Genomic DNA, 25118 nt, shown 5'->3' with positions numbered 1-25118 from the left:
ATCGCGCCAGCGTCAGGGGAGCGGCTGGATCCTGCCCGGCTGACAGGATCGTGAAAAGGGCAGGGGCCCGGTCCGGCGAAAACCCGTTCGAAAGGCTGGGCAGGGTCGACAAGAGGCTTTAGGAAGGCGCGCATGATGCGTCTGTTTCTCCTTGCGATCTCGCTTGTTCTGGCTGCCCCCGCTGTGGCTCAGGATGTCGATGCCGTCGATCCGATCATGGCCTCCACCAAGGCGCTGGATCAAGCCACGGCCGATTATCAGGCCATCGATACGGCCATGAACAGCCGCGATGGCGCCAGCCAGGCCGGGGCGCTGAAAGACCGCGTGGCCGCCGTGAAACAGACGGCGGGGGATCAGGTGACGGCGCTGCAGACGCAACTCCAGCTGGTCGATGCCCGGGTGGCCCAACTCGGCCCGGTGACCCCCGGTGTGGTCGAGGCGCCTGACATTCAGGCCCAGCGCAAATTGCTGGCCCAGCAGCGCTCGACCATCGATTCGGCGATCAAGCGCGGCAAGCTGCTGGGCACGGAGGCCGATCAGCTCACCAATGAAATCGGGCAAAATCAGGCCGATGCCTTTTCGGAGCAGATGTCTCAGCGGGTGGCTTCGCCGCTCAGCGGGCAGTTCTGGGGGCCGCTGATCCGTGGCCTGCCGCGCGACAGCAAGCGTTTCTCGGGCTTTCTGGCGGTCGAGATGCACGCCATCCTGCAAGGCATCGAAGGCGGCGGCATGCCTCCGGCTCTGCTGGGTCTGCTCTTTGGCGTTGCGCTGATCGGCCCGGCGCGTCTGGCCCTGCGCGCTGCCGGGCGCCGCTATGTGATCGAGCGCGTGCCGGGCAGCCGCATCCGCCGCTCCACCCTGGCGTTGTGGCTGGCGGTGGTGGGCACGCTGGTGCCATCGCTGGCCCTGCTGTCGCTGGTGATGGGGCTGCGCGCCGGGGAGATGATCGCGCCGGCCTGGGCGCCGCTGGTCAGCCGCTTCCAGATCGCCAGCCTGATCGCCGCGCTGATCACCGCGCTGGGCGGCGCGCTGTTGCAGCGCCGCCAGCCTTCATGGCGGCTGGTCGGTATTTCCGACAACACCGCGCAGATGCTGCGCCCGCTGACCTTCATCGCCGCGGGCGTGACGGTGCTGGGCACGCTGCTGATGTCGCTGCGCGACGGCATGGGGGCGAGCGGCCCCATGCAGGCTGCCGTCGATGCGGTGACCGCGCTGATCTACACCGGTCTGGTGATGGCCATTCTGGTCACGGGCGCGCGGGCCCGCACGCATGCTCATGCCGCCGCGAAGGAGAAAGGCGAGACCGAGGAGGAGAGCGGCGAGCAATCCATCATGGCCTTTCTCTCGCTGGCCTCATGGGGCCTGCTGATCCTGTCGGTGCTGTCGTTGCTGAGCGGTTACATCGCCTTTTCCTTCTTCCTGATGCGCTTCATGATCTGGGTCGCGGTGGTGGGGGCCACGCTCTATCTGCTGCTGATCGCGGTGGACGACATCTGCACCGCCGCCTTCGACCGTGACAGCAAGCTGGCCACCACGCTCTATCAGGGTTTTGGCGTGAGGCGCAGTCTGGTGGATCAGTTCGGCGTGGCCTTGTCCGCCCTGTTGCGGCTGCTGCTGATCCTGCTGGCGATCGGGCGCGTGTCTCGGCCCTTCGGTTCCGATGTGTCGAGCATGTTCGACCAGCTGAGCCAGATCGCGCAGGGCATCACCATCGGGCAGGTCACGATCTCTCCGGGCGCGATCCTGCGGGCGATGGCGGTGCTGGCGGTGGGCATGTTCATTGCGCGCGCGCTTCAGCGCTGGTTGACCGGGCGCTATCTGCCCGCCACCGATCTGGATGCCGGGGCGCAGAATTCCATCGCCATGGTCACGCGCTACATCGGCCTGATCCTGGCGGTGCTGTGGGCGATGGCCTCGCTGGGGATCGGGGTGGAGAAGATCGCGCTGCTGCTCTCGGCCTTGTCGGTGGGCATCGGCTTCGGCCTTCAGGCGATCACGCAGAACTTCGTTTCGGGCCTGATCCTGCTGGCCGAGCGACCGGTGAAAATCGGCGACTGGGTGAAAATCGGCGATCAGGAAGGCGACGTGAAAAAGATCAGCGTGCGCGCCACGGAAATCCAGATCGCGGATCGCTCGACGCTGATCGTGCCCAATTCGGAACTGATCACCAAGAGCATCGTCAACAAGACCCTCGCCGATCCGCTCGGGCGCATCCAGTTGCAATTCTCCGTGCCGCTGGGCAGCGATGTCGAGCAGATCCGCCATATGGTCATGGAGATCTACGAAGCGCAGCCCGCCGTGATCGCCGATCCCAAGCCCAGCCTGTTTATCGATACGGTGATCGACGGGCGGATCAACTTCAATGGTTTTGCCTTCGTGAACTCGCCGCGCGCGGTCTATGCGACGCGCAGCGACATCTGGTTCCGGCTGCTCTCCGAACTGCCGGCGGCGGGGATCGAGCTGGGCACCACGCCTCAGCAGGTGCAGTGGATCGGGATGCCCTCGGCCGATGGCGCGGATGAAGCTGGCCCCGGCTGAGGGCCAAATTATGCTGGAAGATCAGCGCGGCACGCCTCTTTATCGCACATGATGCCGGAACGGTCGCTTTTCTGACGATCAGCAGGGTTGAGGCGGTCGCGCGGCGCGCGCCGTGGCTGCTACCGTTCAGCAACATTTCAGCGGAGACTTCGATGCGCACAACAATCATGCTCGGTTTCGGGGCAGCGGGCATGCTGGTGGCGGTTCCCGCTCAGGCCGAACCCATTCCCGACAGCATCGCCGCCATGATCCACGCCGCCGCCGACACCGGCAATGCGGTGACGCTCAAGACCGTGGCCGATCTGGCCAAGAAGACCAATCCGGATTCCGCCAAGGAGATCGACGATCTGGCCAATGGCCTTCAGAAAGCGGCCGATGACAAGCAGATCGCCAAGGTCCGCACCCAAAAGCCGTGGCAGGGCTGGAAAGGGCAGGGGCAGGCGGGCCTGACCAACACCACCGGCACCACCGAGACGACCGGCATTTCGCTGGGCCTCAATCTGGTGCGCAATGGCATCAAATGGCGCCATACGGTGATCGCCTCGGCCAATTATGCGCGGCAGAACGGCGTTACCACCGCCAATCAGCATGCTGTCAGCTATCAGATGGATTACAAGCTGAACGACCGTTTCTTCGCGATGGGGCTCGTCAGCTGGGAGGGCGACCGCTTCTCCGGCTTCGAGCGGCGCTTCAGCGAGACTTTGGGCGCGGGCTATACGGTCGTGAAGACGCCGACCATGAAGCTGGACCTCACCGCCGGCCCCGCCTTGCGCCAGACGCGCTATGTGCCGGGCTATCTGATCGCCGGCACTGGTTATGATGACGGCAAGCTGGCCGGGCGCGCGGGGCTCGATTACAGCTGGACCATCCGCCCCGGCGTGGTCTTCACCGAAAACGCCACCTATTATGGCCAGAGTGGCGACAGCACGCTAACCGCCAACACCGCGCTGACGATGAAGGTGTTCGGCCGGCTTTCGGTGCAGGCGGGCTTCATGGTCGACCATGAAACCCAGCCGCCGGTGGGGCTGGCCAAGACCAACACCACATCGCGCCTGACCTTTGTCTATGGTTTCTGATAGGGCTGCTCAGGCGGGTTGCTTGCCAGCAACCAATTCATTAGATTACTTTTATGTCGATCCGTTCTTCGGCCTTGCGCCGCTTCGCCGCCCTGCCTTTGCTCTGGTGTTGCGCCCCGGCGCCGGTCGAGGCCGAGACCACGCCTGATTTCTTCGCGGCGGCGCTGTGCCAGCCCCCCTATTCCTTCGAGCATGCGACAGCGCTTTACAATGCGGCTGAAAAGCTGGGCAAAGCCGATATGTCGATCATGGGCGCGGGGATCTATCATCTGCCCGCTCCGATCACCCGGGATGGCTTCACCACGCAGGAGGTGATCTTCGCCGGTTCCGCCGTCGGCGTGCTGATCGAGGGCCATGTCGCGGAGCAACTGGCCCAAAAATACCAGCTGGAGCGTGAGACCAACCCTATGCTGGGCGCCTCCACGCTGGGTTTCTCGCGACGTCTGCCCGATGCGGATCAGAGGATGAAGGATCTGGGGCTGATCTCACTCGTGGCGCGCGAAGGACCGGCGATGAAGGGTAGGACAATGCTGGTCTGCGAATTCGATTCCCATGAAGATATCGCAGCGATGAAGGCTTTGGAGAAATACTCTTCGGGCCAATAGGATCAGGCGCGGCGCAATCTTTTCCAGCCGATCCACACCCCGCTGATCGAGGTGACCAGCCCCAGCAGCGACCAGACCCACAGCCACAGATCCCACAGGGGCCGATGGAGGGTGAAGCTGTTCAAGTCCCATGTGTGAAGCAGATCGAAGAGCCAGCGATAGGTTCGGCGGCGGGCATCGAGATGGTCAAGGACCGCGCCGGTTTCGGGATCGATATGCAGCCAGCTTTGGGCCGGATCGTCGAAACGCAGGCGTAACACCGGCAGCCGAGGCAGAGCGCCTGCCTTATACCAATAGGCATCGGGGGCGGTCAGCCGCTCGACAGCGAGCAGATGGCCTGCCGGGATCAGGGCTTGGGCGGCTTTGGCGATGGTGAGATCGTCAGGCCGCACCGTTTGTCCTGCAGCGTCAAAAACCTTGCGTTCGCCATCGCCGCCGAAGACGGCGATCCGCGCCAGCCCGCCATCGCGGGACAGACGGATTTGCCTTGCATCGCGCCCCAGGTCTCGCAGCCGGTCCAGCGCGACCGGCGGCATCGGCGTGCCCAGAGCATAGGCCCGCTCGGCCTGTTCCGGCAAAGCGGCTGTCTGAAACACCCGCCCGGGGTCAACCGAGAGCCAGCCGCTGAAAATCCACGCCAGCAGGAACAGACCGCCACCAAGGCCTGCGACATGATGCCACAGCATCCAGCCGTGATAGGGCGTCATGCGCCCGCCCTTGAAGCGTCGCTTGCCCATGCGGGTGCGCAACAGGCCGACCCAGATGCCCGCCAGCGCTCCGGCGATACAGGGGCCGGAAACCCACAGCACCACCTGTCGCCAGGCCGCATTGTCCTGCCTCAGCACGGTGGGATAGAGCCAGTGCGGCACCGATCCCAGCCAGTTCCAGAAACGGATCCGCTGCGTGGTGGCCTGCACCACCCCGCCGGTGCTGGAGGACACATAAAGCTGCGTGCCCGGAGCATCGGCCAGACTGACCTTCCACAAAGGCCGATGGCAATCGAAGCCTCCCGCCACTGTCCACTGATCGCGGGTCATGTGCTCCACATCGCTCACCGGCGCATGGCCGAAACCCTGCGCGGCCCGCGCCGCGAAAGCCGCATCCACCGGGCGCAAAACGGCTCCACGATGGGCGGACAGAGTGATGGCGGGCGCGTCCCATGGCTCGACCCGCCACACCGGAGCGCCGTCGCGCATCTCCAGCGTCAGGCCTCGCGTGTCGGCGGAAACGGGCGGCGGCACGTCCACCGCACGCCAGTCGATGGCCTGCGCTCCCGCCAGCTTTTGAGCCGGCGAGAGCGAGGGATAGGGCACATAGATCATCACCAGCCCCGAGGCGAACCACATGGCAAACAGCAGGCAGGTGACGATCCCCACCCAGCGATGGGTCAGGTAAAGCCAGCGTTTGGCCTGATGCTGCCCGGTTGCTTTGCGTGCCATGGTTCGGGCCCTCAGAACCTGGTGCGCAGCGAGACGTCCACCGAGCGCGGGCGGCCCAAAATCCACTGCTCATCATTGTAGGTGGTCTGGGCGTAGGCCTTGTCCAGCAGGTTGTAGATGTGGACATCCACCGCCGCATGCCTGTTCACCGCATAGGACAGCCCTGCATCCACCACGGCGTAAGCTGGCACGCGGAACGTGTTGGCCGTATCCGAGTAAGTGTGCCCGACATAACGCAGCCCGGCCTGAGCGCGGATCTGCTTCGTGGCATCCCAGCGCAGCCAAAGATTGGCGGCCTGCTGCGGCACATTGGGCGGCGCCTTGCCGTTGAAGCTGACCCCGCTGGAGAAGAAATCGTCGTAACGCGCCTTCAGCACCGTGCCATTGGCGTCGATCCCGAAGCCTGCGGGCAGGTTGAACGAGAGCGAAGCCTCGATCCCCTTCGACGATTGCTGCCCCACCTGCTGGATCGGGCTGCTGAGCGTCTGCTGATAGAGCAGCCCCTTCTTGACGATCCGATAGGCCGCCAGCGTGGCGGTGCCGCGCCCGCCCCAGAAGCCGCCCTTGGCGCCCACTTCCACCTGATTGCCGGTAGCATTGCTGAACTGGGTCTGGGCGGTGGAATAGGTCGTCAGCGTGCCCAGCGGATCGGTGCCCGTGCTGTATTGCGCATAGAGCGACACGGTGGGGATCGGCTGATAGACGCCGCCCACGCGCCAGGTGGTGTTGTTCAGCCTTTTATCGAAGACGAAGGCATCGACGCCGCCATTGCCGGTGGGGTAGGTGCGGGTCCAGCGCTTGATCTCGTCATTTTCATGGCGGATGCCGGTGATCAGTGAGAGCTTGTCCCCGAACTTCAGGCGATCTTCCGCGAAAAAGGCATATTCGGTGGTCTGGGTGCGATAGCGCGGAGCGATGCCCTGCGTGTCATAGAACAGGCCGGGGTTGAAGCCGGTGGGGGTGACGCTGTCTTCCTGCGTGTCCGATCCGAAATCGTTGGAATAGGTCAGCTGGATGGAGTTGACATCGAAGCCCGCCACCAGATCGGTGCTGATGTTGCCCGACAGTGGAATCTTGAACGTCACGCTGCCCTGATCGCCCCACTGGGTCTGATCATGGCCGATGCCGTAATTGTCTGTGCGATAGATGTTGCCGGGCGTGGCGGGGCTGTAGTTGTAGCCATTGTGGCAATTGCCGCTGGCTCCCACCCAGCAGTAGCTTTCCAGATCGCGCCACTGGCGTTTGCTGGTCAGCACATAGCCCAGATTGGTGAGGCTGATGCTGTCGGACGGCGTCCAGTCGGTTTGCAGCGTGGTGCGGTTGTCGCGGTAGCGGATATGCGCGTCGCCCACATTGTAGTTCTGATGGCGCAGGCCCAGATCCAGCCTGCCGTTCACCAGCGGCGTACCGGTGTATTTCATGGGGTGCTGGTCGCCGTAATCCTCGCGGAGGGTGAAGGTCAGCGTGTCGGTGGTGGCCCAGCGCAGCGTGCCGGACAAAGCCAGACTGTCCGAATGGCCGCGATCGACATAGCCGTCCGAGCGGCGATAGCTGGCATCCACCCGGTAGGACAGGCGATCCCCGATCGGCCCGCCAAGCCCCGCCGCCGCATGGAAGGTGTTCTGCGAACCATAACCGATCTCGCTCTCAAACTCGGTCCGCCCGGTGTTGGGCTTGCGCATGATCACATTGACCGCACCGCCCAGCGAACCCTGCCCATAGAGCACCGAGGCCGGGCCGCTGAGGATATCGATCCGCTCGGCCATCCATGGGTCGGTGGGGAAGGTGATGGTGCCTGCTGCCGGGAAGAGGCGCACGCCGTCGATCAGCTGCAGGATCGAGCCTTGCCCGCTGAACCCACGCGCCGCCAGAGCGGTGCCGCCATTGCCGGGGTTGCCGATGTTGAAGAAGCCGGGCGCGCGGGCTTCGGCCTCGGCGATGGACATGTCGCCGCGCGCGCGGATCGCCTCGCCATCGATGCTGGCGATCGAGGCCGGGGTCTGCAGCGGTGTGAGGTTCAGACGGCTGCCGGTGGCGTCAGGCCGGGTCAGCACCTGCGTCTGCTGGCCGATCACCAGAATGTTATCGGCGTCGTGAACGGTCTGGGCATGAGCGGCCGCGGCGATGGCCAGCGGCGTCAGGCAGGTTGCGCCAAGGCCGAAACGGATGGCCGGGTGAAGCGTGTGGATCACAGAAATGGTCCCCCTGATGGTTTTTGAATGTCGTCCTGGTCGTGGCGCGCGGGGTTGCGAGATGCCGCCGCCGCAGGCCAGTTCTTTACGGTTGGCGAACCGTTACAGCCCGTTGCAGGCGGCGTTACCTGGGCTCGCCCGCCTTGGCCGATCTGTCTGTTTGCTCATCATAATCCCTCCCGCGCCGGATGACGGGCAGGGGGCCTGTATCCGGCGCGCGCCTGTCAGGCGCACGTCGGTCACGCGCTGCAGCGGGCGGGCAGGCGCTGTCCCCCGCACGCTGCGGCGTCCATGGCCCCCGGCCATGCTGTTCGTCGCTCAGACGGAAGTGCAACCGTGCCTTGGCCATCCCCTGGGCCGGGCAAGAGCGACACGCATCGGCAGGTCTCCTGGCTCGCGGGTCGTCATGCGGTACAAACCTTCCCGGGCCTCGCATGATTTTGCGTCCGGCCCAGTGGCTGCATCCCGGCGCTTTGGCAGGATGCCCTTGTATCGCACTCGCCGCTCACAGTTGCAGGGACAGCCCGGTTTCGGATCAGATGATCCTCACCATGTTCCCTATTAAGCCCTTGCGGGCACCGTTACGAGTGGAAGGCAGATGCCTTCGGCGCGTCTATGAACAGAAGTGGAGGGGAGGCGCAAGTTGAAAATGCGTTGCCCGCTGGTGGCGGGAGAAAGCGTGGCATGAAGCTTCAGGCCGCGTTGGAGACCTTGCCCCCGCCGGGCTTTCCTCCGGCATTCCCCGAAGCGCCGGACCGGCTTCCGGCGTCAAACCGGCTGTCCAGCCATTCGACCATGCCCTCTGGCCGGGCGCAGCGCTCAAGCAGTTCGGCCAGCGTAAGGGGCTTGCTGAAAAGATAGCCCTGCGCATGCTCGCAGCCCGCCGCTTGAAGGATACGGCGCTGGTCGTCGGTCTCCACGCCTTCCGCGCAGCAGGACAGGCCGATTGTGTGGCACAGGGTGATCACCGCCGCCGTGATCGTGCCGTCCTTCTCGCTGCCAAGGCCGGTCACGAAGCTGCGGTCGATCTTCACCTTGTCGAGCGGCAGGCGCTGGACATAACCGAGGCTGGAATAGCCCGTGCCGAAATCGTCGAGCGCGATGCGCACGCCCAGATCGCGGAAGGCTTGCAGGCTTTCGGCGGCGGCCTCGGCATTGCGCATCACCGCCGTTTCGGTCACCTCGATCCAGATGCGTTCGGGCGCGATCCCCGCCCGCTGGATCTCGCGCCGCACGAAAGCCAGCGTGGTGGCGGAGGTCAGGTCGCAGGCCGAGATGTTGAAGGAAACAGAAACATCGTCAGGCAGTTGTTGCGCAGCCTTCAGACCTTTTTTGAAGATCGCCCGCGTGATGCTGTGGATCGCTGTTGACCTTTCGGCGATGGCGATGAAATCGGCAGCGGAGACTTCGCCCACCAAGGGACTGGTCCAGCGCGCCAGCACCTCCACCGCGCCCAGCTTTGCGCTGGCCAGTTCGACGATGGGCTGCAGCACGATGGACAGCTCATCCTCCAGCGTGCTGGCCTGAAGCGCCACCTCGATGGCGCGATCGGCCCGCACCGCCGTTTCCAGCGAGGCGGTGAAGACGCAAATGCCCCCGCCATTGACATGCTTGGCGTGGTAAAGCGCGTAATCCGCCCGGTCGAACAGATCGGCGGCCTGCGTGCCTGCTTCGGGATAGCGCGCGATGCCCAGGGATCCACCCACGCTCAGAACGATCTCGCCGATATGCAACGGGGCCTGCACCTGTTGCAGCAGCCGTTCGCAGGTCTGGGCGAAATCGCCGCCGCTGGTGTCGATCAGGCCGAATTCATCGCCGCCAAGGCGATAGACCCGCACGAAAGGCCCGGCGGTTTCGCGCAGACGGGTGCTGATGGCGCTCAGCAGCCGGTCGCCGACCTGATGGCCATAAGTGTCGTTGATCGGCTTGAACCGGTCGAGGTCCAGCACCCCCATGGCGAAAGGCGCGCTGTCCTTGCCCTCGGTCAACTCATCGAGATCGGCGTAAAAGCTGCGGCGATTGGGAAGCGCTGTCAGGCTGTCGGTCAGGGCCAGATTGCGATTTTCCTCGTTCAGGCGCTGCAATTCCTCATGCTGTTCATCCAGCCGGTCCTTGGAAAGCACCTGATTGCGGAAATGTTCGAAGCTGTTGAACAGCACCCGAAGCAGCACGCCCAGCACCAGCGCGACGTTGATGCCGATGGTCACGAAGGTCAGTTCGGCGCGCAGCAGGCAGGCAACGATAAAGGTCGGCAGCACCGTCAGCGCCACGATCAGCGCCGCCTGGGGCAACACCATCAGGCAGAAAATGCAGCCGATCACCGTCGTCGAGATATAGAGCCCGATATGCGCCTGCTCGAAAGGCCCACCATAGGGCGAGAGCATCAGCGACCAGACGATATAGGCAATGGCGATCGGCCCGGCCAGAGCGGTGGTCAAACGCAGCTGGCTTTGTGCCTTTTCGGGACTGGGCGGCCCGGAGCGCGACTCTTTCAACCAGCGGATCATGCGGATCACGGTGATGGTGAACAGCACCGCCGGGGCGCTGATGGTCAGGGCACGGGGAGCATCCTGACGGTGGGTGATCGCCACGGCCAGCGAATTGATCAGCAGCAGCCCATAGAGCAACGGCACCTGCCGCTGGAGGTTGATCGCCTGGGAAACGGCCAGCGCGGGGTCCTTGCCGATGTCTGCATACCATTGGACCAGGCGCGATAGGCGCACGCGTGCTTCCTCTTTTCCAAGCTGGGCGACAGGGCTCCTCCTTAGGCTGCGACTGGTGAAAAGACTGATACCCATGGGCTACATTTCATGCGCAGAATCACGCAGTGTCACAAAGCTGACCTGAACGGGAAACAGAGCTGTGCTATGGAAGATCCCGCGAGTCGCCAAAGGTGACAGCAAGGAGAGGAAAGCCATGTTCGATCAGATCGACGCCGCCTATTATCTGATGCGCGCCGGCGAAGAGCGCGAGAAAGCCGCCATCACGGATTGGGAGGGTACCGACATGCGTGACGCAGACCGGCACCGCAACCGCGCCGCTTTGTTCGAGAAAAAAGCCAGAGTGCTGCTGGGTCAGGCCGCGGCGTAAACTCACCCTTGTGCGCAGCGGGCGGTGGCTGGGGGCCACCACCCGCTGTTTATTTATGGCTGGCGATGATAGCGGCCAGAGCGCAGCATCTCGCCGGGGATCAGATCCCCGCCCTCGATGGTCAGTCGCATGGTGTCGAAGGCTGGCTGGGCCAACTGTCTGACATCCAGCGTGATCGCCGCGATGCCCTTCTCCATCGGGCCATGGCCCGGGGATGCCAGATCGATCCGCTGTTCATGCCCTGCGATGGACAGCACAAGGGCGCTCACCGCGCCGGGCTGGCTGTCATTGGGGAGCGCGGCAAAGCCGCGGCGGTCCGTGGTGAGGGTCACGCGGTGGCCATCGGCCAGCACCATGGCCACATCCACGCCCCGCAGCCCGCGATCTCCGCCATCGCTGAGGAACACCGCCCGGCCGCCGATCCATGTCTTTCCGGGGGCCGCTTCAGGCGGCAGGGTGCAGGCGGCGGGAAGTGTGGGACGGGCGATCTCGGGCTCGGGCAGACCGGCATCGCTGGCCGCCTGAAGCGCCGCGCTGCGCGCCATCATCCAGTCGGAGAGAATGGACTGGATCGTATCGGGCTGCGCGCCCGGCTCAGGCTGAGCCACCACCTGCCGCGCCAGCACCTCCACCTTGCCGCGCGCGGTCAGCGCCTTGGCCAAAGCTTCAGCGGCGCGGGTTTTCAGGACTTCGGGTGAAGGGCGATCCCCGGAATCGGGCAGGGGGGTGGCGGTGGCGACGAAATCATCGGTGAAGAAAGGGCAGCGCTCACGCACTTTGCGCTCTTGCGCATCGCGCCGCTCGGCCAGCAGGCGGGTTTCGGCCTCTTCATTCCATGGCCTGATCTGTTGCAGCGCGAAAAGTGGTCTGTCCTTTTCGGGCTTGTCGGCGGTCAGCACGATGACCTTGCCCTGCCGCGCCCAGTGGCCCGTGGCGCCATTGTCCACCGCGCCATAGGAGAGCATCCACTCGAAACGACCATCGGCACGCAGCAGCAGCTCCGACCCGACCTCATGCACGCCGGAGAGATAATAATGGCCTGTGAAATCGGCATCTCCCACCCCCGCCTCTGACACGGGCCGCAGATGGCAATCCTTGCCCCGTTTCAACCCGGTGATGGCGGAAACGGTCAGCACATTGACGCCCTTTTCCTCCTGATAGCTGCCAATCACCTCGCCATAGAGCGGCGCGTCGGAGGGCTTCGCCTTCAGCAGATCCATCACCGCATGGCGGCCCTTGGCATCGCGCAGCACATAGAGCGTGTTGCCCAGATCGCAGCGCGCCAGCACCACTGCGGGCCGCTCCGCGTTGACGACCAGCGTGCCCATATAGACATCGTTGAGGGGCTCTTCCGTCGCGGTCGGTTCGGCGGTCGCCATGGCCAGCAGCAGAGGCAGGATCATAGCGGCTTCCCATCCTTGTCGGTCGGCTCGATCTGGTAGGAGCAACCATAGAGCGTCTTGCCCGGCGCGGTGCTGACGTTGGAAATCTCATGGGTGATGCGCTTATGCATGCCGAAGCTTTCGCCCGGCGCGGGCGGGGTCTGGCTGTCCACCACCACCTTCTGGCCCATGAATTTGTGGAAGGTGATTTCCTTCTCGATCTGCGCGCGGGTCACCTTGCCCGAGGCGGTCAGGCTCCGGATCAGCGGTTCCGGGTCCATGGCATTCGCGATGCCTTCGGGCTTGGCAATCACCGATGGGTCGGGCTGGTCGAGAAAGCCCACCACGCCGTTGGCGGTGAAGCCAATGTGGCTGGTGGCGTAATGGCCCGCCAGTGTGATGGGTGCGGGCAGTTGGTACTCGATCATATAGGGATTGTCGGTCTTCAGCTTGCGCCAGCCACGTTTCGCATCCGGAGCATCCGCGCCACCACTGGCCAACGCCATGGCGAAACCATTGTAGGCCGGAGCCTCCAGACGGCAGGTCAACGCATCGACAAGATCAACGCTGTCCGCGTTGAAATCCTCGGCAGGATCGGCAGTTACAGCGGCGAGCAACAAGAACAGGGGCTTCATGCGCGTCTGTATAAATGGATCGCGGATGGGTGCAACGCGCCATGATTTGTTATCGATTGTGACGGGCGGAATGATCGGCTAGGCGCGCGCCATGCGCTCCCCCTGTATCGAGAATTGTGTGTTTGATGGCCGCACCGGCTGGTGTCGCGGTTGTGGGCGGACCAAGCCTGAATGCCGCGCATGGAAAAAGGCCCAGCCTCACGAGTTGCGCAAGGTCAGCGCCGATCTGCCGCGGCGGTTGAAGAAACTGGCCGCGAACGGGCGGTGAGCGGCTCCAGCGGCGAGCGAATGGCGATGGCGGCATTGCGATAGGCCGGATCGTCGCTCACCTCACGGCCCGCCCATGGGGGAAGGGACACGGTCTGGTCCGCGTCGGACAGTTCGACTTCCGCCATGATCAGCCCGGCTGCATGGCCCTCGAACACGTCCACCTCCCAGATCAGCGTTTCATACGGCACGCGGTAGCGGGTCTTGGTCACCAAAGGCTGCGGGCACATGCCAAGCATCGCCTCGGCATCGGCGACGGGGATGGCATATTCAAACTCCGGGCGGGAGATGCCGGGGGCGACGCCCTTGACGGTCAACCACGCCCGCTCGCCTGCCAGCCTGATCCGCACGCTGCTCTGTTCCCCTTGCGCCAGATAGCCTTGGCAGAGCCGCTCTCCGGGGCCTGCCGCCATGCGCCAGCTGTCATCGGTGACGAGGAATTTGCGTTCGATCTCAACAGGCATAGCAGGTCTATCTCATGCAATGTGTCAGGAGCAAAGACTGCGCAGCAATTGCGCGGGGAAAGGCGCGACCAGACGTTGCGCCTGTTTCCAGTCCTGATGCAGCCAGGCGCGGTAATCGCGCGGATGCAGGATCACCGGCATGGTGGCGCTGCTGCTCTCCGCCCCGACAGGCATGCGGCCCTCGGTGGTGAGAATGGCGAAGCTGGGCACTTCGGAATCGCGCCAGATGCCGGCGAAGGCGAAGATCGGCATGGATGGCACGGCCAGCCATGCCTTGCCGCTGCCCGCAAAATGGGTGGCGGGCACCAGACAGCGAAATTCCGTATGCCGCAAGGTGCCGATCCAGAAGGGGCTGGCGATGTTGCGCAAATGGGTGACGACATGCTCACCGCGCGGGGGAGGCGGCACGCCCCATTGGCGCGGCACCAGCCTTGCCCCCTCTTTGCGACCGATCACCACGGGAGCGTATCCCGTGGGCGCCACCGTGCCGCCCTGCCAGACATCGCCCCGAGCATCGGCGCCCATGGCCCGGCCAATCGCATCGGCAGGCGCATCGAGGTGGTAGGTCCGGGGCATCAGTCCTGCTCTTCGCGCCTTATGCCTTCGTACCAGTCCTGACGGCCGGTTTCCTCCACCGCCCAGATCCAGGCATCGTTGAAAGCGGCAGCGGAAAAGCTGAATTCCTGACGCGCCAGATCGCGATAGCCATCCTTGCTGTGCAGTTTGGGCTTGCCATCGCGCATATGCGGGATCAGCCAGGCGAGGCATTTTTCCCGGTCTTCGCGGGCGCGGGCGGCGGAGAGGGCACGGTTGGTCTTCATGCCATGCCCTTACTCCGCATCAGCCCTCCATGGTAGGGCCCTTGAACTTGACGGGGCGGGTGCTGCCGCGCACCATCAGCGTGCCGGGGCATTGCACCTCTTCATGGCTTTCGGCCCGGGTGCGCAAGGCATGGATCAGCCTGACGGTCTCATCCACCATCCGGGTTGCGGGTTGTGAATAGCTGGTCAGCCCGAAGGAGGGCCAACTGGCCATCGGCACGTCGTCATAGCCCGCGATGGAAATCTCGCGCCCGACATCCAGCCCGAACTCATGACGCGCCACGGTCAAAGCGGCGAGCGCCATCGTGTCATTGGCGCAGAAGATGGCGTCGGGGCGGTCGGGGCGGACCAGCAGGCGGCGCGTCGCGGCCAGCGAAGCGTCGAAGGAGAAATGGCCTTCCTCACGGATGGGGGCGGGGTGGCCTTGTTCCGCCAGATAGGCGTTGAAGCCCGCCTCGCGCTGGGCGTTGGTGGAGCTTTCCGGCGTGCCCGCAAGGAAGGCGAGGCGTTGGTGGCCGCCCCCCAGCAGATGGGCCGCGATGGTGCGCGCGCCCATGGTGTTGTCGCCCACCACGCAGGAGGCGTCGTGCTGGCCAGTCGTGCGGTTGTAGAGGATGATCGGCACCTGAGCGCGGCGGCATTCCTCGGCCAGTTTCGACGACAGGCTGACCGAGAGCAGCACCAGCGCATCGATGCGGTAATGCAGCACCTCCTGAAGGGAAGGCTCTGCGCCCTGCGAGCCCCCATTCTCTGAACGATGCGCCGGGAACAGCATCAGGCGCAGATTGGCGCTCTCCAGCGCTTGCGAGAGCAATTGCAGCGTTTGCACGAAAAAGGGGTTGGCCAGATCGCCCACCCCCACGCCGATGATGTTCGATTTGCCCCGCAGCAGGGAGCGGGCCAGCGGGTTGGGACGGTATCCCATCTGTGCGGCGATGGCGATGATGCGGTCGCGCTTGTCGGGTGACAGGCTGGAGCCCGGCGTGAAGGCGCGCGACACCGCCGATTGCGAAACACCCGCCGCGCGCGCCACATCGTGGACGGAAACGGCAGGGGCGGAGAGGGTGGGATCGCGGACCATGAAGGGGTGGTAGCGGGTGAAAGGCTTGCAAGGCAATTTGAATATGCATTCATTTATATTTTCCCTGTAAAATAGATGTTGTTATTTTGAAAATGCCGGGTTGGAAAATCTCTATGATTATGTATTCATCGTCACCAACGAGTCGGGACGGGCGTGTGCCCACCACTCGAAGAGGAGGATGACGATGGCCCAGTATCTCAAGCGCGGCGCGGCAGCCGAGGTGAAGGCGGAAGCCGATCGCAAGGTTCGCGATATCGTGGAAGCGGCTCTGGCCGATATCGAGAAGCGCGGCGACGCGGCTCTGCGCGACATGAGCATCAAGTTCGACAAGTGGGACCGCGAGGATTACCGCCTGTCTCAGGCCGAGATCGATGCCGCCGTGGAGAGCCTGACCCCGCAAGAGCGCAAGGACATCGAATTCGCCCAGACGCAGGTGCGCAACTTCGCGCAGATCCAGCGCGACAGCGTCAAGGATGTCGAGGTCGAGACGCTGCCCGGCGTGGTGCTGGGCCACAAGAACCTGCCGGTGAATGCTGCCGGTTGCTATGTGCCGGGCGGGAAGTATCCGCTGCTGGCCTCGGCACATATGTCGGTGATCACCGCCAAGGTGGCGGGCGTGAAGCGCGTCATCACCTGCGCTCCGCCGTTTCAGGGCAAGCCCGCGCGCGCCATCGTGGCGGCTCAGGCGCTGGCTGGCGCTGATGCCATCTATGCGCTGGGCGGCATTCAGGCGATCGGCGCCATGGCCATCGGCACGGAAACGATCGATCCGGTCGACATCCTTGTCGGCCCCGGCAATGCCTTTGTGGCCGAGGCCAAGCGCCAGCTGTTTGGCCGCGTCGGCATCGATCTGTTCGCCGGGCCAACCGAAACGCTGATCATCGCCGACGAAATTGGCTGCGACCCCGAAATGGCCGCCACCGACATTCTGGGTCAGGTCGAGCATGGCCCTGACAGCCCCGGCGTGCTGCTAACCAACAGCGAAGCCTTCGCCCGCGCGACGATGAAGGAAATCGATCGCCTGCTTGAAATTCTCCCCACGGCGGATCATGCTCGCAAGGCATGGGAAACCTATGGCGAGGTGATCGTGGCCGAAAGCTATGAGGAGATGGTGCGCGTGGCCGACGAGATCGCCAGCGAGCATGTGCAGGTGATGACGGCTGACCCCGACTATTTCCTGAAGAACATGACCAATTATGGCGCGCTGTTCCTGGGCAACCGCACCAATGTGTCCTTCGGTGACAAGGTGATCGGCACCAATCACACGTTGCCCACCAGGAAGGCGGCGCGTTACACGGGCGGTCTGTGGGTCGGCAAGTTCCTCAAGACCTGCACCTATCAGCGCGTCACCACCGATGAGGCGAGCGCCCTGATCGGCGAATATTGCAGCCGCCTCTGCGCGCTGGAAGGCTTTGCCGGTCATGGCGAACAGGCCAACATCCGCGTGCGCCGCTTCGGTGGCCGCGACGTGCCCTATGCCGGGCAGGTCGAGCCCAGCGAACTGACGGCTGTCTGATGGAGGCGCTGCCACAGACGCCGGCCTTCCGGCTCGATGGGCAGCGCGCGCTGGTGACGGGGGCGGGGCGAGGCATTGGCCTTGCCGCCGCCGCCGCTCTGGCGCAGGCCGGCGCGCAGGTGACCCTTGCCGCCCGCACCGCGCATGAAATCGAGGAAGGCGCTGCCGCTATCAACGCGGCGGGCGGCCAGGCTCAGGCGGCGGTGCTGGACGTCAGCGATATTGGCGCTGTGGAGCGGTTTTTCGCCGAACGTCCGGCCTTCCACACGCTGGTCAACAATGCGGGCACCAACCGCCCCATGCCCCTGTGGGAGGTCAGCGAGGCGGATTATGACGCCGTGCTCGACCTCAATGTGAAGAGCGCTTTCTTCGTGGCGCAGGGCGCGGTGAAGACGATGATTGCTGAGGGCGTGAAGGGCAGCCTGATCCATATGGGATCGCAGATGGGTCATGTCGGCGGGCCGAAGCGCTCGCTGTACTGCGCTTCCAAATGGGCGATCGAGGGGATGAACAAGGCCTTTGCGCTGGATCTGGCGCCGCATGGCATCCGCTCCAACACCATCGCGCCGACCTTTATCGAAACCCCGATGACCAAGCCTTTCTTCGAGGATGAAGCCTTTCGCGCCAGCGTGCTGGCCAAGATCAAGCTGGGTCGTATCGGCACGGTCGAGGATCTGATGGGTCCGGTGGTGTTTCTGGCCAGTGAGGCTTCGGCGCTGATCACCGGCACCAGCCTGATCGTCGATGGCGGCTGGACGGCGGATTAAATCTGGTGGCTTTCCGGCAGAAAGCCACCAGACCCTCAGCATCGATTGATGGCAATCTTTTTAACATAAGATAGATTATCATAACCGGTCTCCGCAGGAAAAACCTGCCAGGGCCTAGCTCGCCTTGCCCAGAGCCCGTTTGACGGCAGGCGTGATGGTGTAGACCGCTTCGCGCTGCGCCCCGCGATTTTCATGGTCGACGCGATAGCCCTGATAATGGCGGCGCAGAAAACCGGCACGCACCAGATCGGACACGGCACGGCTGACATTGGTGCGCCCCGACTGGCGCAGCCGCCCGCGCACCTCGTCAGCGATCATCTGTTCAGCCAGATGCGGGTCTTCGGGCAACATATGGCGGCTTTCCAGATCGGCGCGGACATGGGCCACCACCGCCCGGCGGCGTGCCTCGCGATGGGTGACCGGGATCATCGCATCGCTGAGCCAGTCGCGCACGGGAATGACCTCTCCCCTCTCCCGCACATAGGGCCCGGCGCTGTCAGACGCCCCTGCCACCCGCGCAATCAGATTGAGCACCATGAACGTATAGCGCGGCCGCGTGGAGACATCGGCAAGGCGCTGCAGCAGAGCCGGAAGATTGAGATCTTCCACGACATCATTGCGGGCAAAGAGGTCCATCTGGCGCATGGACAGCAGTAAGCACATCGGGAACGGAAAGTGAATCCCCTACAAACCGGCGAGTCGCACAAATAACACTGGTGACACTTTACCAACGCAAGCGGGGTAAAGTGTCATGGGGCGGAGGGTGAAGTGTCACAGATGGCAGGCCGGGATCGGCAATGGAAAAGGCCGCCCTCACCAACGTGAGAGCGGCCATCCTGGCCATCGCGGATGCCTGTCAGTCCCTGGCGCGATAGGCCTCGGGAATGATGAAGACCTCATCGGCGCGGGCATAGCCGCCGTCGGGCACCTCCTCGATCAGCACCATGGTGTGGGCTTCGGCGCCCTCGCCGAAATAGTCGGCCAGCATGGCGGTGGTGCGGTGAACCAGCTCTTCCTTCTGAGCCTTGTTCATCGCGGCCTGAGGGAATTTGAAATTGGCAAAAGGCATGGATTTTACTCCTGTGGGTGATTGAACATTACTTGGCAGGGTGAAGAAGGTCGGCATGGTCGATGCGGCGCAGGAATTCAGCGCGAACCCTGTCGATCACCGCGAAGCTCACTTCCGATCCATCGCTGGCCGGGTCGATCACGAGGCGGAACGGGCGCGCGCCATGCTCCATGCCAACTACATCGGTCACCGCCTGCCCGACGCTTGCGGGATCGGCATCAATTTTCCGCCAAGCCCCACGCCGCTTTCCGCGCTCTATCCGCAGAATCGGCAGCTGGCCCACCGTGCGCGGGTGTTTCTCGACTGGATCACGGGACTGTTCCAGACCGCACCGCTGTAATTTCCGCTTTGGATTGTCACACAAAAATGCTCTGGCGTCCCGCGCTGAGGCCTTTATAGCGCCGGATATGGATCACGCAGACACGATGGATCGCGCATCCGGTTTCGACGGCTGGCTGTTCGATATGGATGGCACGCTGCTCACTTCCATCCCCTCGGTCGAGCGGGTGTGGGGCGCATGGGCAGAGCGCAACGGCATCGAGGTCGAGAGCTTTCTCAAGCGTATCCATGGGGTGCAGGCCATTGAGGTGGTGCGCCGCGAAAACCTCCCCGGTCTCGATCCGGAAGTGGAAGTCGCCCACATCGTGCGCGCCGAAATGGAGGATATGGACGGCACCGAAGCCATCCCGGGCGCCGCCGCCTTCCTCTCCAGCCTGCCGCCCGAGCGCTGGGCCATCGTCACTTCGGCCCATCGCCGTCTGGCCATGGCACGGCTTCAGGCGGTGGGCTTGCCCTTGCCCAAAGTGCTGATCTGCGCCGAGGATGTGCCCCGCAGCAAGCCCGCCCCAGACGGTTTCCTGCTTGGCGCGCAGCGGTTGGGCGTCGATCCCGCGCGCTGCGTGGTGTTCGAGGATTCCCCGGCAGGCGTCTGCGCCGGAGAGGCCGCCGGGGCGAGCGTGATCGTCGTCAGCGCCACCCATAGGGATCCATGGCCCGGGGACCATCCGGTGATCCGCGATTACCACGATCCGCGTCTGAAGCCGGGCGGAAAAATCCTTTCGCCCGGCTGACCGCGTCGGCCTCAGCCGTCGCTGAGTTCCGCCACCAGATCATATGCATCGCCGCGATACCAGCTGTGCGTCAGTTCGATGGCGCGGCCATCGGCGAGAAAGGCGCGGCGTTCGATAAACAGGCAGGGATCGTTGGGAGCGATCTTCAGCAGTTCGGCCTGTTCCTCATTGCACCCGATGGCCCGCACCCGCTGCAAGGCTCGCACCGGGCGATAACCCGCCTGCTCCAGCGCGCCATAAAGCGAGGCGTCGACCGCATGGACCGAAGGCAGCCCCCAACCGGGGATCGTTGCCTGCTCCAGCGCCATGGGCTGGCCATCGGCATAACGGATGCGCTGGAAGCGATAGACGCGCGAGCGCGGTGACAGGCCAAGCCCCAGCGCCTCTTCCGGATTGACCGCGCCCTCGGCCCGGTCGAGCCAGGCATTGCCCGGCTTGCGCCCGCGCGAAAGCATATCCTCGGAAAAGGAGGAGAGCATGGAAAAGCTCTTTTCCACCCGCGCCGCGCCCGTCGGCGCCTGTCCGGAAACGAAGGTGCCCGCCCCCTGCCGCCGTTCCAGCAAGCCGTCATCAACCAGACCGTCGATGGCCTTGCGGATGGTCACGCGCGAAAGTTCATAGGTTTCGCAGAGTTCGCGCTCACTGGGCAAGGCTTCCCCCGCCGTCAGTCGCCGGTCATCGATGGCTTGCCGGATCAGCTTTTGCAGGCGCATATAACGCGGACCCGCCACGCCCTCATCCAGAGCGCCAATGTGATGAACAAAGGACATATCTCTCCTTTGCCACGGAAAAATCGGGAAGAAAAGAAAGATGCGAGGGTGCTGCCCGCTCACATCTGCCCTTCTCCCTTCAATGCCAACCAGCAACAACCTCCGGCGCGAACAACAGATGCCACACTGCCCCGCTCCGCACACTGCCGCGCAGGCCCAGCGCCGCCAGCGCGGGGAGATCGGGCGCATCGGCGCTCTCCACCAGCAAACGGCTGTGGCTCGCCGAAACCGAGCGCACCGCGCCCAGAGCCGCCAGCAGATCGGCCGGCAGGCGTGTCAGATCCAGAACCACCGGCGCATCGGGCGCATCGGTGCTCACCGTCACGGAAGCCTCGCCACCGCTGGACGATGCGGCGGTGCGGATCTCGCCCGCAACCGTATCGGCGATGGGGCCCAGCACCACCTGCAAGGCCTGCGCCGAGGGGCGGATGATCCCCTTGGCGCCCAGCGCGCGCAGGCCGGGTTCACTGACCAGCGCCTGATCGGCCACCACCAGCCGCAGCCGTGTGGTGCAGGCGCCGATCTCCCGTAAATTCTTCGCCCCGCCCAGAGCCGCCACGAAAGCCCCGCCGCGCTCATCGGCGGACACGGCGGCGATGGCGGGGGTGTCCTCATCCTCGCGGCCCGGCGTCTTGAGGTTCAGCCTGACGATGGCCACGCGAAACACCCCGTAATAAAGCCCGAACCACAGAAGCCCCACGGGGATCAGCATCAGTGGTCTGGTCGCCTTGGAGAAGTTCAGCACATAGTCGAACAGCCCCGCCGAAAAGCCGAAGCCCAGATGCACCCCCAGCACCGACATCAGCGCCATGGCAGCCCCCGTCAGCAGCGCATGCAGCGCGAAGAGCATGGGCGCGAGGAACATGAAGCTGAACTCGATGGGTTCGGTCACACCGGTCAGGAAGGAGGTGGCAGCAAGGGAGAGCAGCATGCCGCCCGTCGCCTTGCGCCTTTCAGGCTTCGCTGTGTGATACATGGCGAGGCAGGCGGCGGGCAGACCGAACATCATCACCGGAAAGAAGCCGCTCATAAAGCCGCCCGCCGTGGCGTCGCCCGCGAAGAAGCGTCGCAGATCGCCACTGGCGCCGTGATAGTCGCCCAGCACGAACCAGGCGATGTTGTTGAGGATATGATGCAGCCCGGTCACCAGCAGCAGCCGGTTGAGCGCGCCATAAACAAACAGGCCAAAGCCGCCGCTGCCCAGCGCCGCGCGGCTCAGCGCGTCGACGCCGTGGTCGATGGCGCTGAAGCTGGCGCCGACCACGCCCGCGATCACGATGCCGCAGGCTCCGGCAACGATGGGCACAAAGCGCCGTCCACCGAAAAAGGCGAGATATTCAGGCGGTTTGAAACCGGAAAAGCGGTTATAGCCCACACCGCCGACAATGCCGGACAGAATGCCGATGGGCACCGCCAGACGGGCGATCGGCACATCGCGCCACCCGGCCTCGACGACGGCCCAGGCCACTTTGGGCACGCCCTGCGTCACCTCGGGCGGCACGGCGAGCAGCATCTTGGCGCCCTCGCTGGAGACCAGAAAGCACACCACGCCCGCCAGAGCCGCAGCCCCATTGTTGTCACGCGAGAAGCCCGTGGCCACGCCGATGGCAAACAGCAGCCCCAGATGCGAGAACATCGCATTGCCCGCCGCGCTCACAAAGCCGAGGTTCAGCAAGTCTGGCTGCCCCAGTCGCAACAACAGGGCCGCCATCGGCAGCACGGCAATGGGCAGCATCAGCGCCCGCCCCAGATTCTGGGCCTGTTCGCCCAGCGCCTTGCCGATCTGTTTCACTGCCCCGCCCCCTCATTTTTCTGCACGCGCATCAACAGCGCCCCGGCCACAGCGCGCACCTCCCTGGCCGAAGCCGCCGCGCAGACCTCTGCCGCCAGCGCCTTGCAGGCCTCGAGCGTCAGACCGCGCACCAGCGCCTTGATTTCGGGCACCATGGCCGGAGCGGCGGAAAGTTCGCTCACCCCCAGCCCGATCAGGATCGGCACGGCCAGAGGGTCCGAAGCGAGGGCACCGCAAACGCCCACCCATTTGCCGTGACGCGCCGCGCCCGCGCAGGTCAGGCCGATCAGCCGCAGCACGGCAGGGTCCAGCCCGTCGATGCCGCTGGCCACCGCCGGATTGCCCCGGTCCATGGCCAGCGTGTATTGCGTCAGATCATTGGTGCCGATCGACAGGAAATCGCACTGCGCCGCCAGAGCATCGGCCATCACGGCGGCGGCGGGCGTTTCCACCATGACGCCGAGCGGCGGCATGGCGGCGCCCATGGTTTTGGCCTCTGCCTGCAGGGCCGTGCGCACCGCCTGCAATTCTTCCACACGCGCGATCATCGGCGCCATGATGCGCAGATCGCCCGAGGGCGCGGCCCGAAGAATGGCGCGCAGCTGGGCCGAGAGAATATCGCGCCGCGCCAGCGCCACGCGGATGCCGCGCAGGCCCAATGCGGGGTTTTCCTCGGCCGCGATGGGGAGATAAGGCGCGGGCTTGTCGCCGCCGATGTCGAGCAGCCGCACGATCAGCGGACGCCCTTCCAGAGCGGTGGCGATGGCGGCGTAATCCTGCGCCTGTTCGCTTTCCGAAGGCGCCGTGGCGCGCCCCAGGAACAGGAATTCGGTGCGCAGCAGGCCGCAGCCCTCCGCGCCCTGAGCCACCGCCCTGGTTGCATCCCCAAGCGAGCCCAGATTGGCGAAGACCTCGATCCGCTCGCCATCGGCCATGCGGGCTTCCTGATGGGCGCTGGCCAGAGCGGCCGCGCGGCGTGCGGCACGGTTTTCCTTCTCGGCGCGGGCCTGTTCAAGCCGCGGAGCACCGGGGGACACTTCCAGCCTCTCGCCGGCGGCATCCAGCACCAGTGAAGCGCCAGCCTGCAGCGTCAGAAGTCGCTCGCCCAGCGCTACCAGAGCGGGAATGCCCCGGCTGGCGGCGATGATCGCCACATGCGAGGTCGGCCCGCCGCGCGCCGTGGCGATGCCCACCACGCGCGATGCATCGAGCGCCGCCACCTGAGAGGGCAGCAGATCCTCGGCGATCAGAATGGCGTTCTCGGGCGCATCCTGGGCCGGAGGCTCCTGCCCTGCCAGCTGCCATTGCAGGCGCAATTCCAGATCGAGCAGATCGTCGGCCCGCTCGGCAAAGCGCAAGTCGGGGCTGGCGCGGAGGGCCTCAGCCTCAGCCTGCAACGTCTGCCGCCACCCCATCCCGGCGCTCAGGCCCGAGGCGATACGGGCCCGCGTCGCCGCGATCAGTTCGGGGTCTTCAAGGAAGCCCAGATGCGCGGCAAGGATGGCCTGCTGGGCTGGGGCGCCTTCGCTGGCCTCGGCTTCCAGACGCTGGCGCAAAGCCGCCAAAGCCTCATCGAAACGCGCCTGTTCGCTGGCGATGCCGCCGGCCTGTACAAGGATTTCCGGTTCAGGGCGCTCCAGTCGCCACGCCTGACCGACCGCCAGACCGGGCGCCGCCGTCACGCCGGACAGCACATCGCCGGGTTCCAGCGGCAGCACCTTAGGTTCCTTTGCAACCACTTCCGGCGCTTCCTCGGGCAAGGGTGCGCTCTCGCCCATGCCGCCGGCGATCAGTTCGGCCAGAGCGTCCAGCGCTTCTTCGGCCTGATCGCCGCTGGCTAGCAACTCCACCGTATCGCCGTGGCGCACCGCCAGGCGCAGCATGGCGCTGGGACTGGCCAGCGAGGCCTGCTCCGCCCCTCGCGCCACGCGCACTTGCGCCACAAAGCCGCGCAGCACCTGCGCCAGTCGCGCGCAAGGCCGAGCATGCAACCCATGGGCCAGAGGCACGCGCAAGACCCGCCTGGCGGTGGGCGCGAAAGCGGCCGAGGCCTCTCCGGCCTGCGTCGCCCCCACCAACACGCCCAGCGCATCGCCGACACGCACCGGTCCGGCAGCGGCGCGCGGTTCAAAGATCAGCCCCGCGCTTTCGGTTACGATGATCGGCGTCACCAGACTTTTGACGCGCCCGCCGACCAGCGCCAGATCGACACGCAGCAGCGGATCGCCCGCAGCCACGCGCGCGCCCACAGCAACCAGCGGCGCAAAGCCCTGCCCGCCCAACCGCACCGTATCGAGCCCGACATGCATCAGCACATCCACCCCCGGCGCCAGCCGCAGAGTTACGGCATGGCCTGCCTCATGCACCGCCACCACCTCTCCGGCGGCGGGGGCATGAAGCGTATCGCCCAGCGGATCGATGGCCAGACCATCCCCCAGCAGGCGTCCGGCGAAGACCGGATCGGGCACCTCGTCCAGCGCGCAGAGCCAGCCATCGAAAGGCGCGACAAGAGGAATCTGGATCATCGGATCATCCGTCAGAAAG

The 25118-nt window shown here is 64.9% G+C and carries 23 protein-coding genes and 1 riboswitch; of the genes, 9 read left to right on the top strand and 14 right to left on the bottom strand.

All coding sequences use genetic code 11. The features are described 5' to 3' along the window. The first annotated feature begins 132 nt into the window (after positions 1 to 132). The 3 genes from SR3_RS07030 to SR3_RS07020 all read left to right on the top strand — a co-directional run bounded on the left by SR3_RS07030 (position 133) and on the right by SR3_RS07020 (position 4219). Positions 133 to 2538 carry a DUF3772 domain-containing protein gene (locus SR3_RS07030; RefSeq protein ID WP_068082833.1) on the top strand — a complete coding sequence of 802 codons (2406 nt, stop codon included), beginning with the start codon at positions 133 to 135 and terminating at the stop codon, positions 2536 to 2538. Between the two features lie 152 nt (positions 2539 to 2690). Next, positions 2691 to 3614, top strand: coding sequence for a DUF481 domain-containing protein (locus SR3_RS07025; RefSeq protein WP_084455111.1), 924 nt, complete (start codon positions 2691 to 2693; stop codon positions 3612 to 3614). A 53-nt stretch (positions 3615 to 3667) separates the two neighbouring features. Continuing rightward, positions 3668 to 4219, top strand: coding sequence for a hypothetical protein (locus SR3_RS07020; RefSeq protein ID WP_068082827.1), 552 nt, complete (start codon positions 3668 to 3670; stop codon positions 4217 to 4219). Between the two features lie 2 nt (positions 4220 to 4221). Here SR3_RS07020 and SR3_RS07015 read toward each other — a convergent pair whose 3' ends face one another. The 3 genes from SR3_RS07015 to SR3_RS07005 form a co-directional block, all read right to left on the bottom strand. After that, positions 4222 to 5658, bottom strand: coding sequence for a hypothetical protein (locus SR3_RS07015; RefSeq protein WP_068082826.1), 1437 nt, complete (start codon positions 5656 to 5658; stop codon positions 4222 to 4224). Between the two features lie 11 nt (positions 5659 to 5669). After that, positions 5670 to 7850 (bottom strand): TonB-dependent receptor, encoded by a 2181-nt coding sequence (locus tag SR3_RS07010; protein WP_084455109.1) that lies wholly within the window; start codon positions 7848 to 7850, stop codon positions 5670 to 5672. 362 nt (positions 7851 to 8212) lie between these two features. After that, positions 8213 to 8448, bottom strand: a riboswitch (cobalamin riboswitch). Positions 8449 to 8542: 94 nt separating this feature from the next. Beyond that, entirely contained in the window at positions 8543 to 10573 is a 2031-nt protein-coding gene (locus tag SR3_RS07005) for a putative bifunctional diguanylate cyclase/phosphodiesterase (protein WP_068082825.1), read from the bottom strand. Positions 10574 to 10766: 193 nt separating this feature from the next. On the opposite strand from SR3_RS07005, the gene SR3_RS31155 reads away from it, so the two are divergent. Continuing rightward, positions 10767 to 10940, top strand: a complete 174-nt coding sequence (locus SR3_RS31155) for a hypothetical protein (RefSeq protein WP_157098685.1) — start codon at positions 10767 to 10769, stop codon at positions 10938 to 10940. A gap of 53 nt (positions 10941 to 10993) precedes the next feature. Here the strand turns inward: SR3_RS31155 and SR3_RS07000 are convergent, their stop codons facing one another. Both SR3_RS07000 and SR3_RS06995 read right to left on the bottom strand, forming a co-directional pair. Continuing rightward, entirely contained in the window at positions 10994 to 12343 is a 1350-nt protein-coding gene (locus SR3_RS07000; protein ID WP_068082824.1) for a hypothetical protein, read from the bottom strand. Then, entirely contained in the window at positions 12340 to 12957 is a 618-nt protein-coding gene (locus SR3_RS06995) for a hypothetical protein (protein ID WP_068082821.1), read from the bottom strand. The genes SR3_RS07000 and SR3_RS06995 overlap by 4 nt, the downstream gene beginning before the upstream one ends. A gap of 91 nt (positions 12958 to 13048) precedes the next feature. Between SR3_RS06995 and SR3_RS30465 the strand changes: the two genes are divergently transcribed. Beyond that, positions 13049 to 13225, top strand: a complete 177-nt coding sequence (locus SR3_RS30465) for a DUF1289 domain-containing protein (protein ID WP_084455105.1) — start codon at positions 13049 to 13051, stop codon at positions 13223 to 13225. On the opposite strand, the gene SR3_RS06990 is transcribed toward SR3_RS30465, so the two are convergent. The 4 genes from SR3_RS06990 to SR3_RS06975 are packed head-to-tail and all read right to left on the bottom strand — an operon-like array spanning position 13173 to position 15626. Beyond that, a complete protein-coding gene (locus SR3_RS06990; RefSeq protein ID WP_068082818.1) occupies positions 13173 to 13688 on the bottom strand; it encodes a CYTH domain-containing protein in 516 nt (171 codons plus the stop codon). The genes SR3_RS30465 and SR3_RS06990 overlap by 53 nt on opposite strands. A 24-nt stretch (positions 13689 to 13712) precedes the next feature. Beyond that, positions 13713 to 14264 carry an SOS response-associated peptidase family protein gene (locus SR3_RS06985; RefSeq protein WP_068082814.1) on the bottom strand — a complete coding sequence of 184 codons (552 nt, stop codon included), beginning with the start codon at positions 14262 to 14264 and terminating at the stop codon, positions 13713 to 13715. Further along, the gene (locus tag SR3_RS31150) at positions 14264 to 14509 is read right to left on the bottom strand and encodes a hypothetical protein (protein ID WP_068082809.1); all 246 of its coding nucleotides are present in this window, start codon (positions 14507 to 14509) and stop codon (positions 14264 to 14266) included. The genes SR3_RS06985 and SR3_RS31150 overlap by 1 nt, the downstream gene beginning before the upstream one ends. 19 nt (positions 14510 to 14528) lie before the next feature. Then, positions 14529 to 15626 (bottom strand): LacI family DNA-binding transcriptional regulator, encoded by a 1098-nt coding sequence (locus SR3_RS06975; protein ID WP_245653808.1) that lies wholly within the window; start codon positions 15624 to 15626, stop codon positions 14529 to 14531. A 148-nt stretch (positions 15627 to 15774) separates the two neighbouring features. Here SR3_RS06975 and hisD point away from each other — a divergent pair, with 148 nt between their 5' ends. Then, positions 15775 to 17106, top strand: coding sequence for a histidinol dehydrogenase (gene hisD / locus SR3_RS06970; RefSeq protein WP_068082889.1), 1332 nt, complete (start codon positions 15775 to 15777; stop codon positions 17104 to 17106). Continuing rightward, on the top strand, positions 17106 to 17873 hold the full coding sequence (locus SR3_RS06965; RefSeq protein WP_068082806.1) for an SDR family NAD(P)-dependent oxidoreductase: 768 nt from the start codon (positions 17106 to 17108) through the stop codon (positions 17871 to 17873). The genes hisD and SR3_RS06965 overlap by 1 nt, the downstream gene beginning before the upstream one ends. Before the next feature lie 114 nt (positions 17874 to 17987). Here SR3_RS06965 and SR3_RS06960 read toward each other — a convergent pair whose 3' ends face one another. Together SR3_RS06960 and SR3_RS06955 are read right to left on the bottom strand one after the other, a co-directional pair. Beyond that, positions 17988 to 18518, bottom strand: a complete 531-nt coding sequence (locus tag SR3_RS06960; RefSeq protein ID WP_174549134.1) for a hypothetical protein — start codon at positions 18516 to 18518, stop codon at positions 17988 to 17990. A 211-nt stretch (positions 18519 to 18729) separates the two neighbouring features. After that, entirely contained in the window at positions 18730 to 18942 is a 213-nt protein-coding gene (locus tag SR3_RS06955) for a tautomerase family protein (protein ID WP_068082799.1), read from the bottom strand. Between the two features lie 55 nt (positions 18943 to 18997). Between SR3_RS06955 and SR3_RS32170 the strand changes: the two genes are divergently transcribed. Then, positions 18998 to 19282 carry a hypothetical protein gene (locus SR3_RS32170; protein WP_068082796.1) on the top strand — a complete coding sequence of 95 codons (285 nt, stop codon included), beginning with the start codon at positions 18998 to 19000 and terminating at the stop codon, positions 19280 to 19282. Positions 19283 to 19349: 67 nt separating this feature from the next. After that, positions 19350 to 20012 carry an HAD family hydrolase gene (locus tag SR3_RS06945; protein WP_245653807.1) on the top strand — a complete coding sequence of 221 codons (663 nt, stop codon included), beginning with the start codon at positions 19350 to 19352 and terminating at the stop codon, positions 20010 to 20012. 11 nt (positions 20013 to 20023) lie between these two features. Here SR3_RS06945 and SR3_RS06940 read toward each other — a convergent pair whose 3' ends face one another. From SR3_RS06940 to ptsP, 3 genes are all read right to left on the bottom strand, one after another. Beyond that, positions 20024 to 20782 (bottom strand): GntR family transcriptional regulator, encoded by a 759-nt coding sequence (locus SR3_RS06940; protein ID WP_068082790.1) that lies wholly within the window; start codon positions 20780 to 20782, stop codon positions 20024 to 20026. 79 nt (positions 20783 to 20861) lie between these two features. Next, entirely contained in the window at positions 20862 to 22574 is a 1713-nt protein-coding gene (gene nagE / locus SR3_RS06935) for an N-acetylglucosamine-specific PTS transporter subunit IIBC (RefSeq protein ID WP_084455100.1), read from the bottom strand. After that, on the bottom strand, positions 22571 to 25099 hold the full coding sequence (gene ptsP, locus SR3_RS06930; protein WP_068082788.1) for a phosphoenolpyruvate--protein phosphotransferase: 2529 nt from the start codon (positions 25097 to 25099) through the stop codon (positions 22571 to 22573). The genes nagE and ptsP overlap by 4 nt, the downstream gene beginning before the upstream one ends. Positions 25100 to 25118: the final 19 nt, after the last annotated feature.

It is taken from the genome of Novosphingobium rosa NBRC 15208 (assembly GCF_001598555.1).
Classification (GTDB): domain Bacteria; phylum Pseudomonadota; class Alphaproteobacteria; order Sphingomonadales; family Sphingomonadaceae; genus Novosphingobium; species Novosphingobium rosa.
This window is presented reverse-complemented; position numbering and strand designations above follow the sequence as displayed.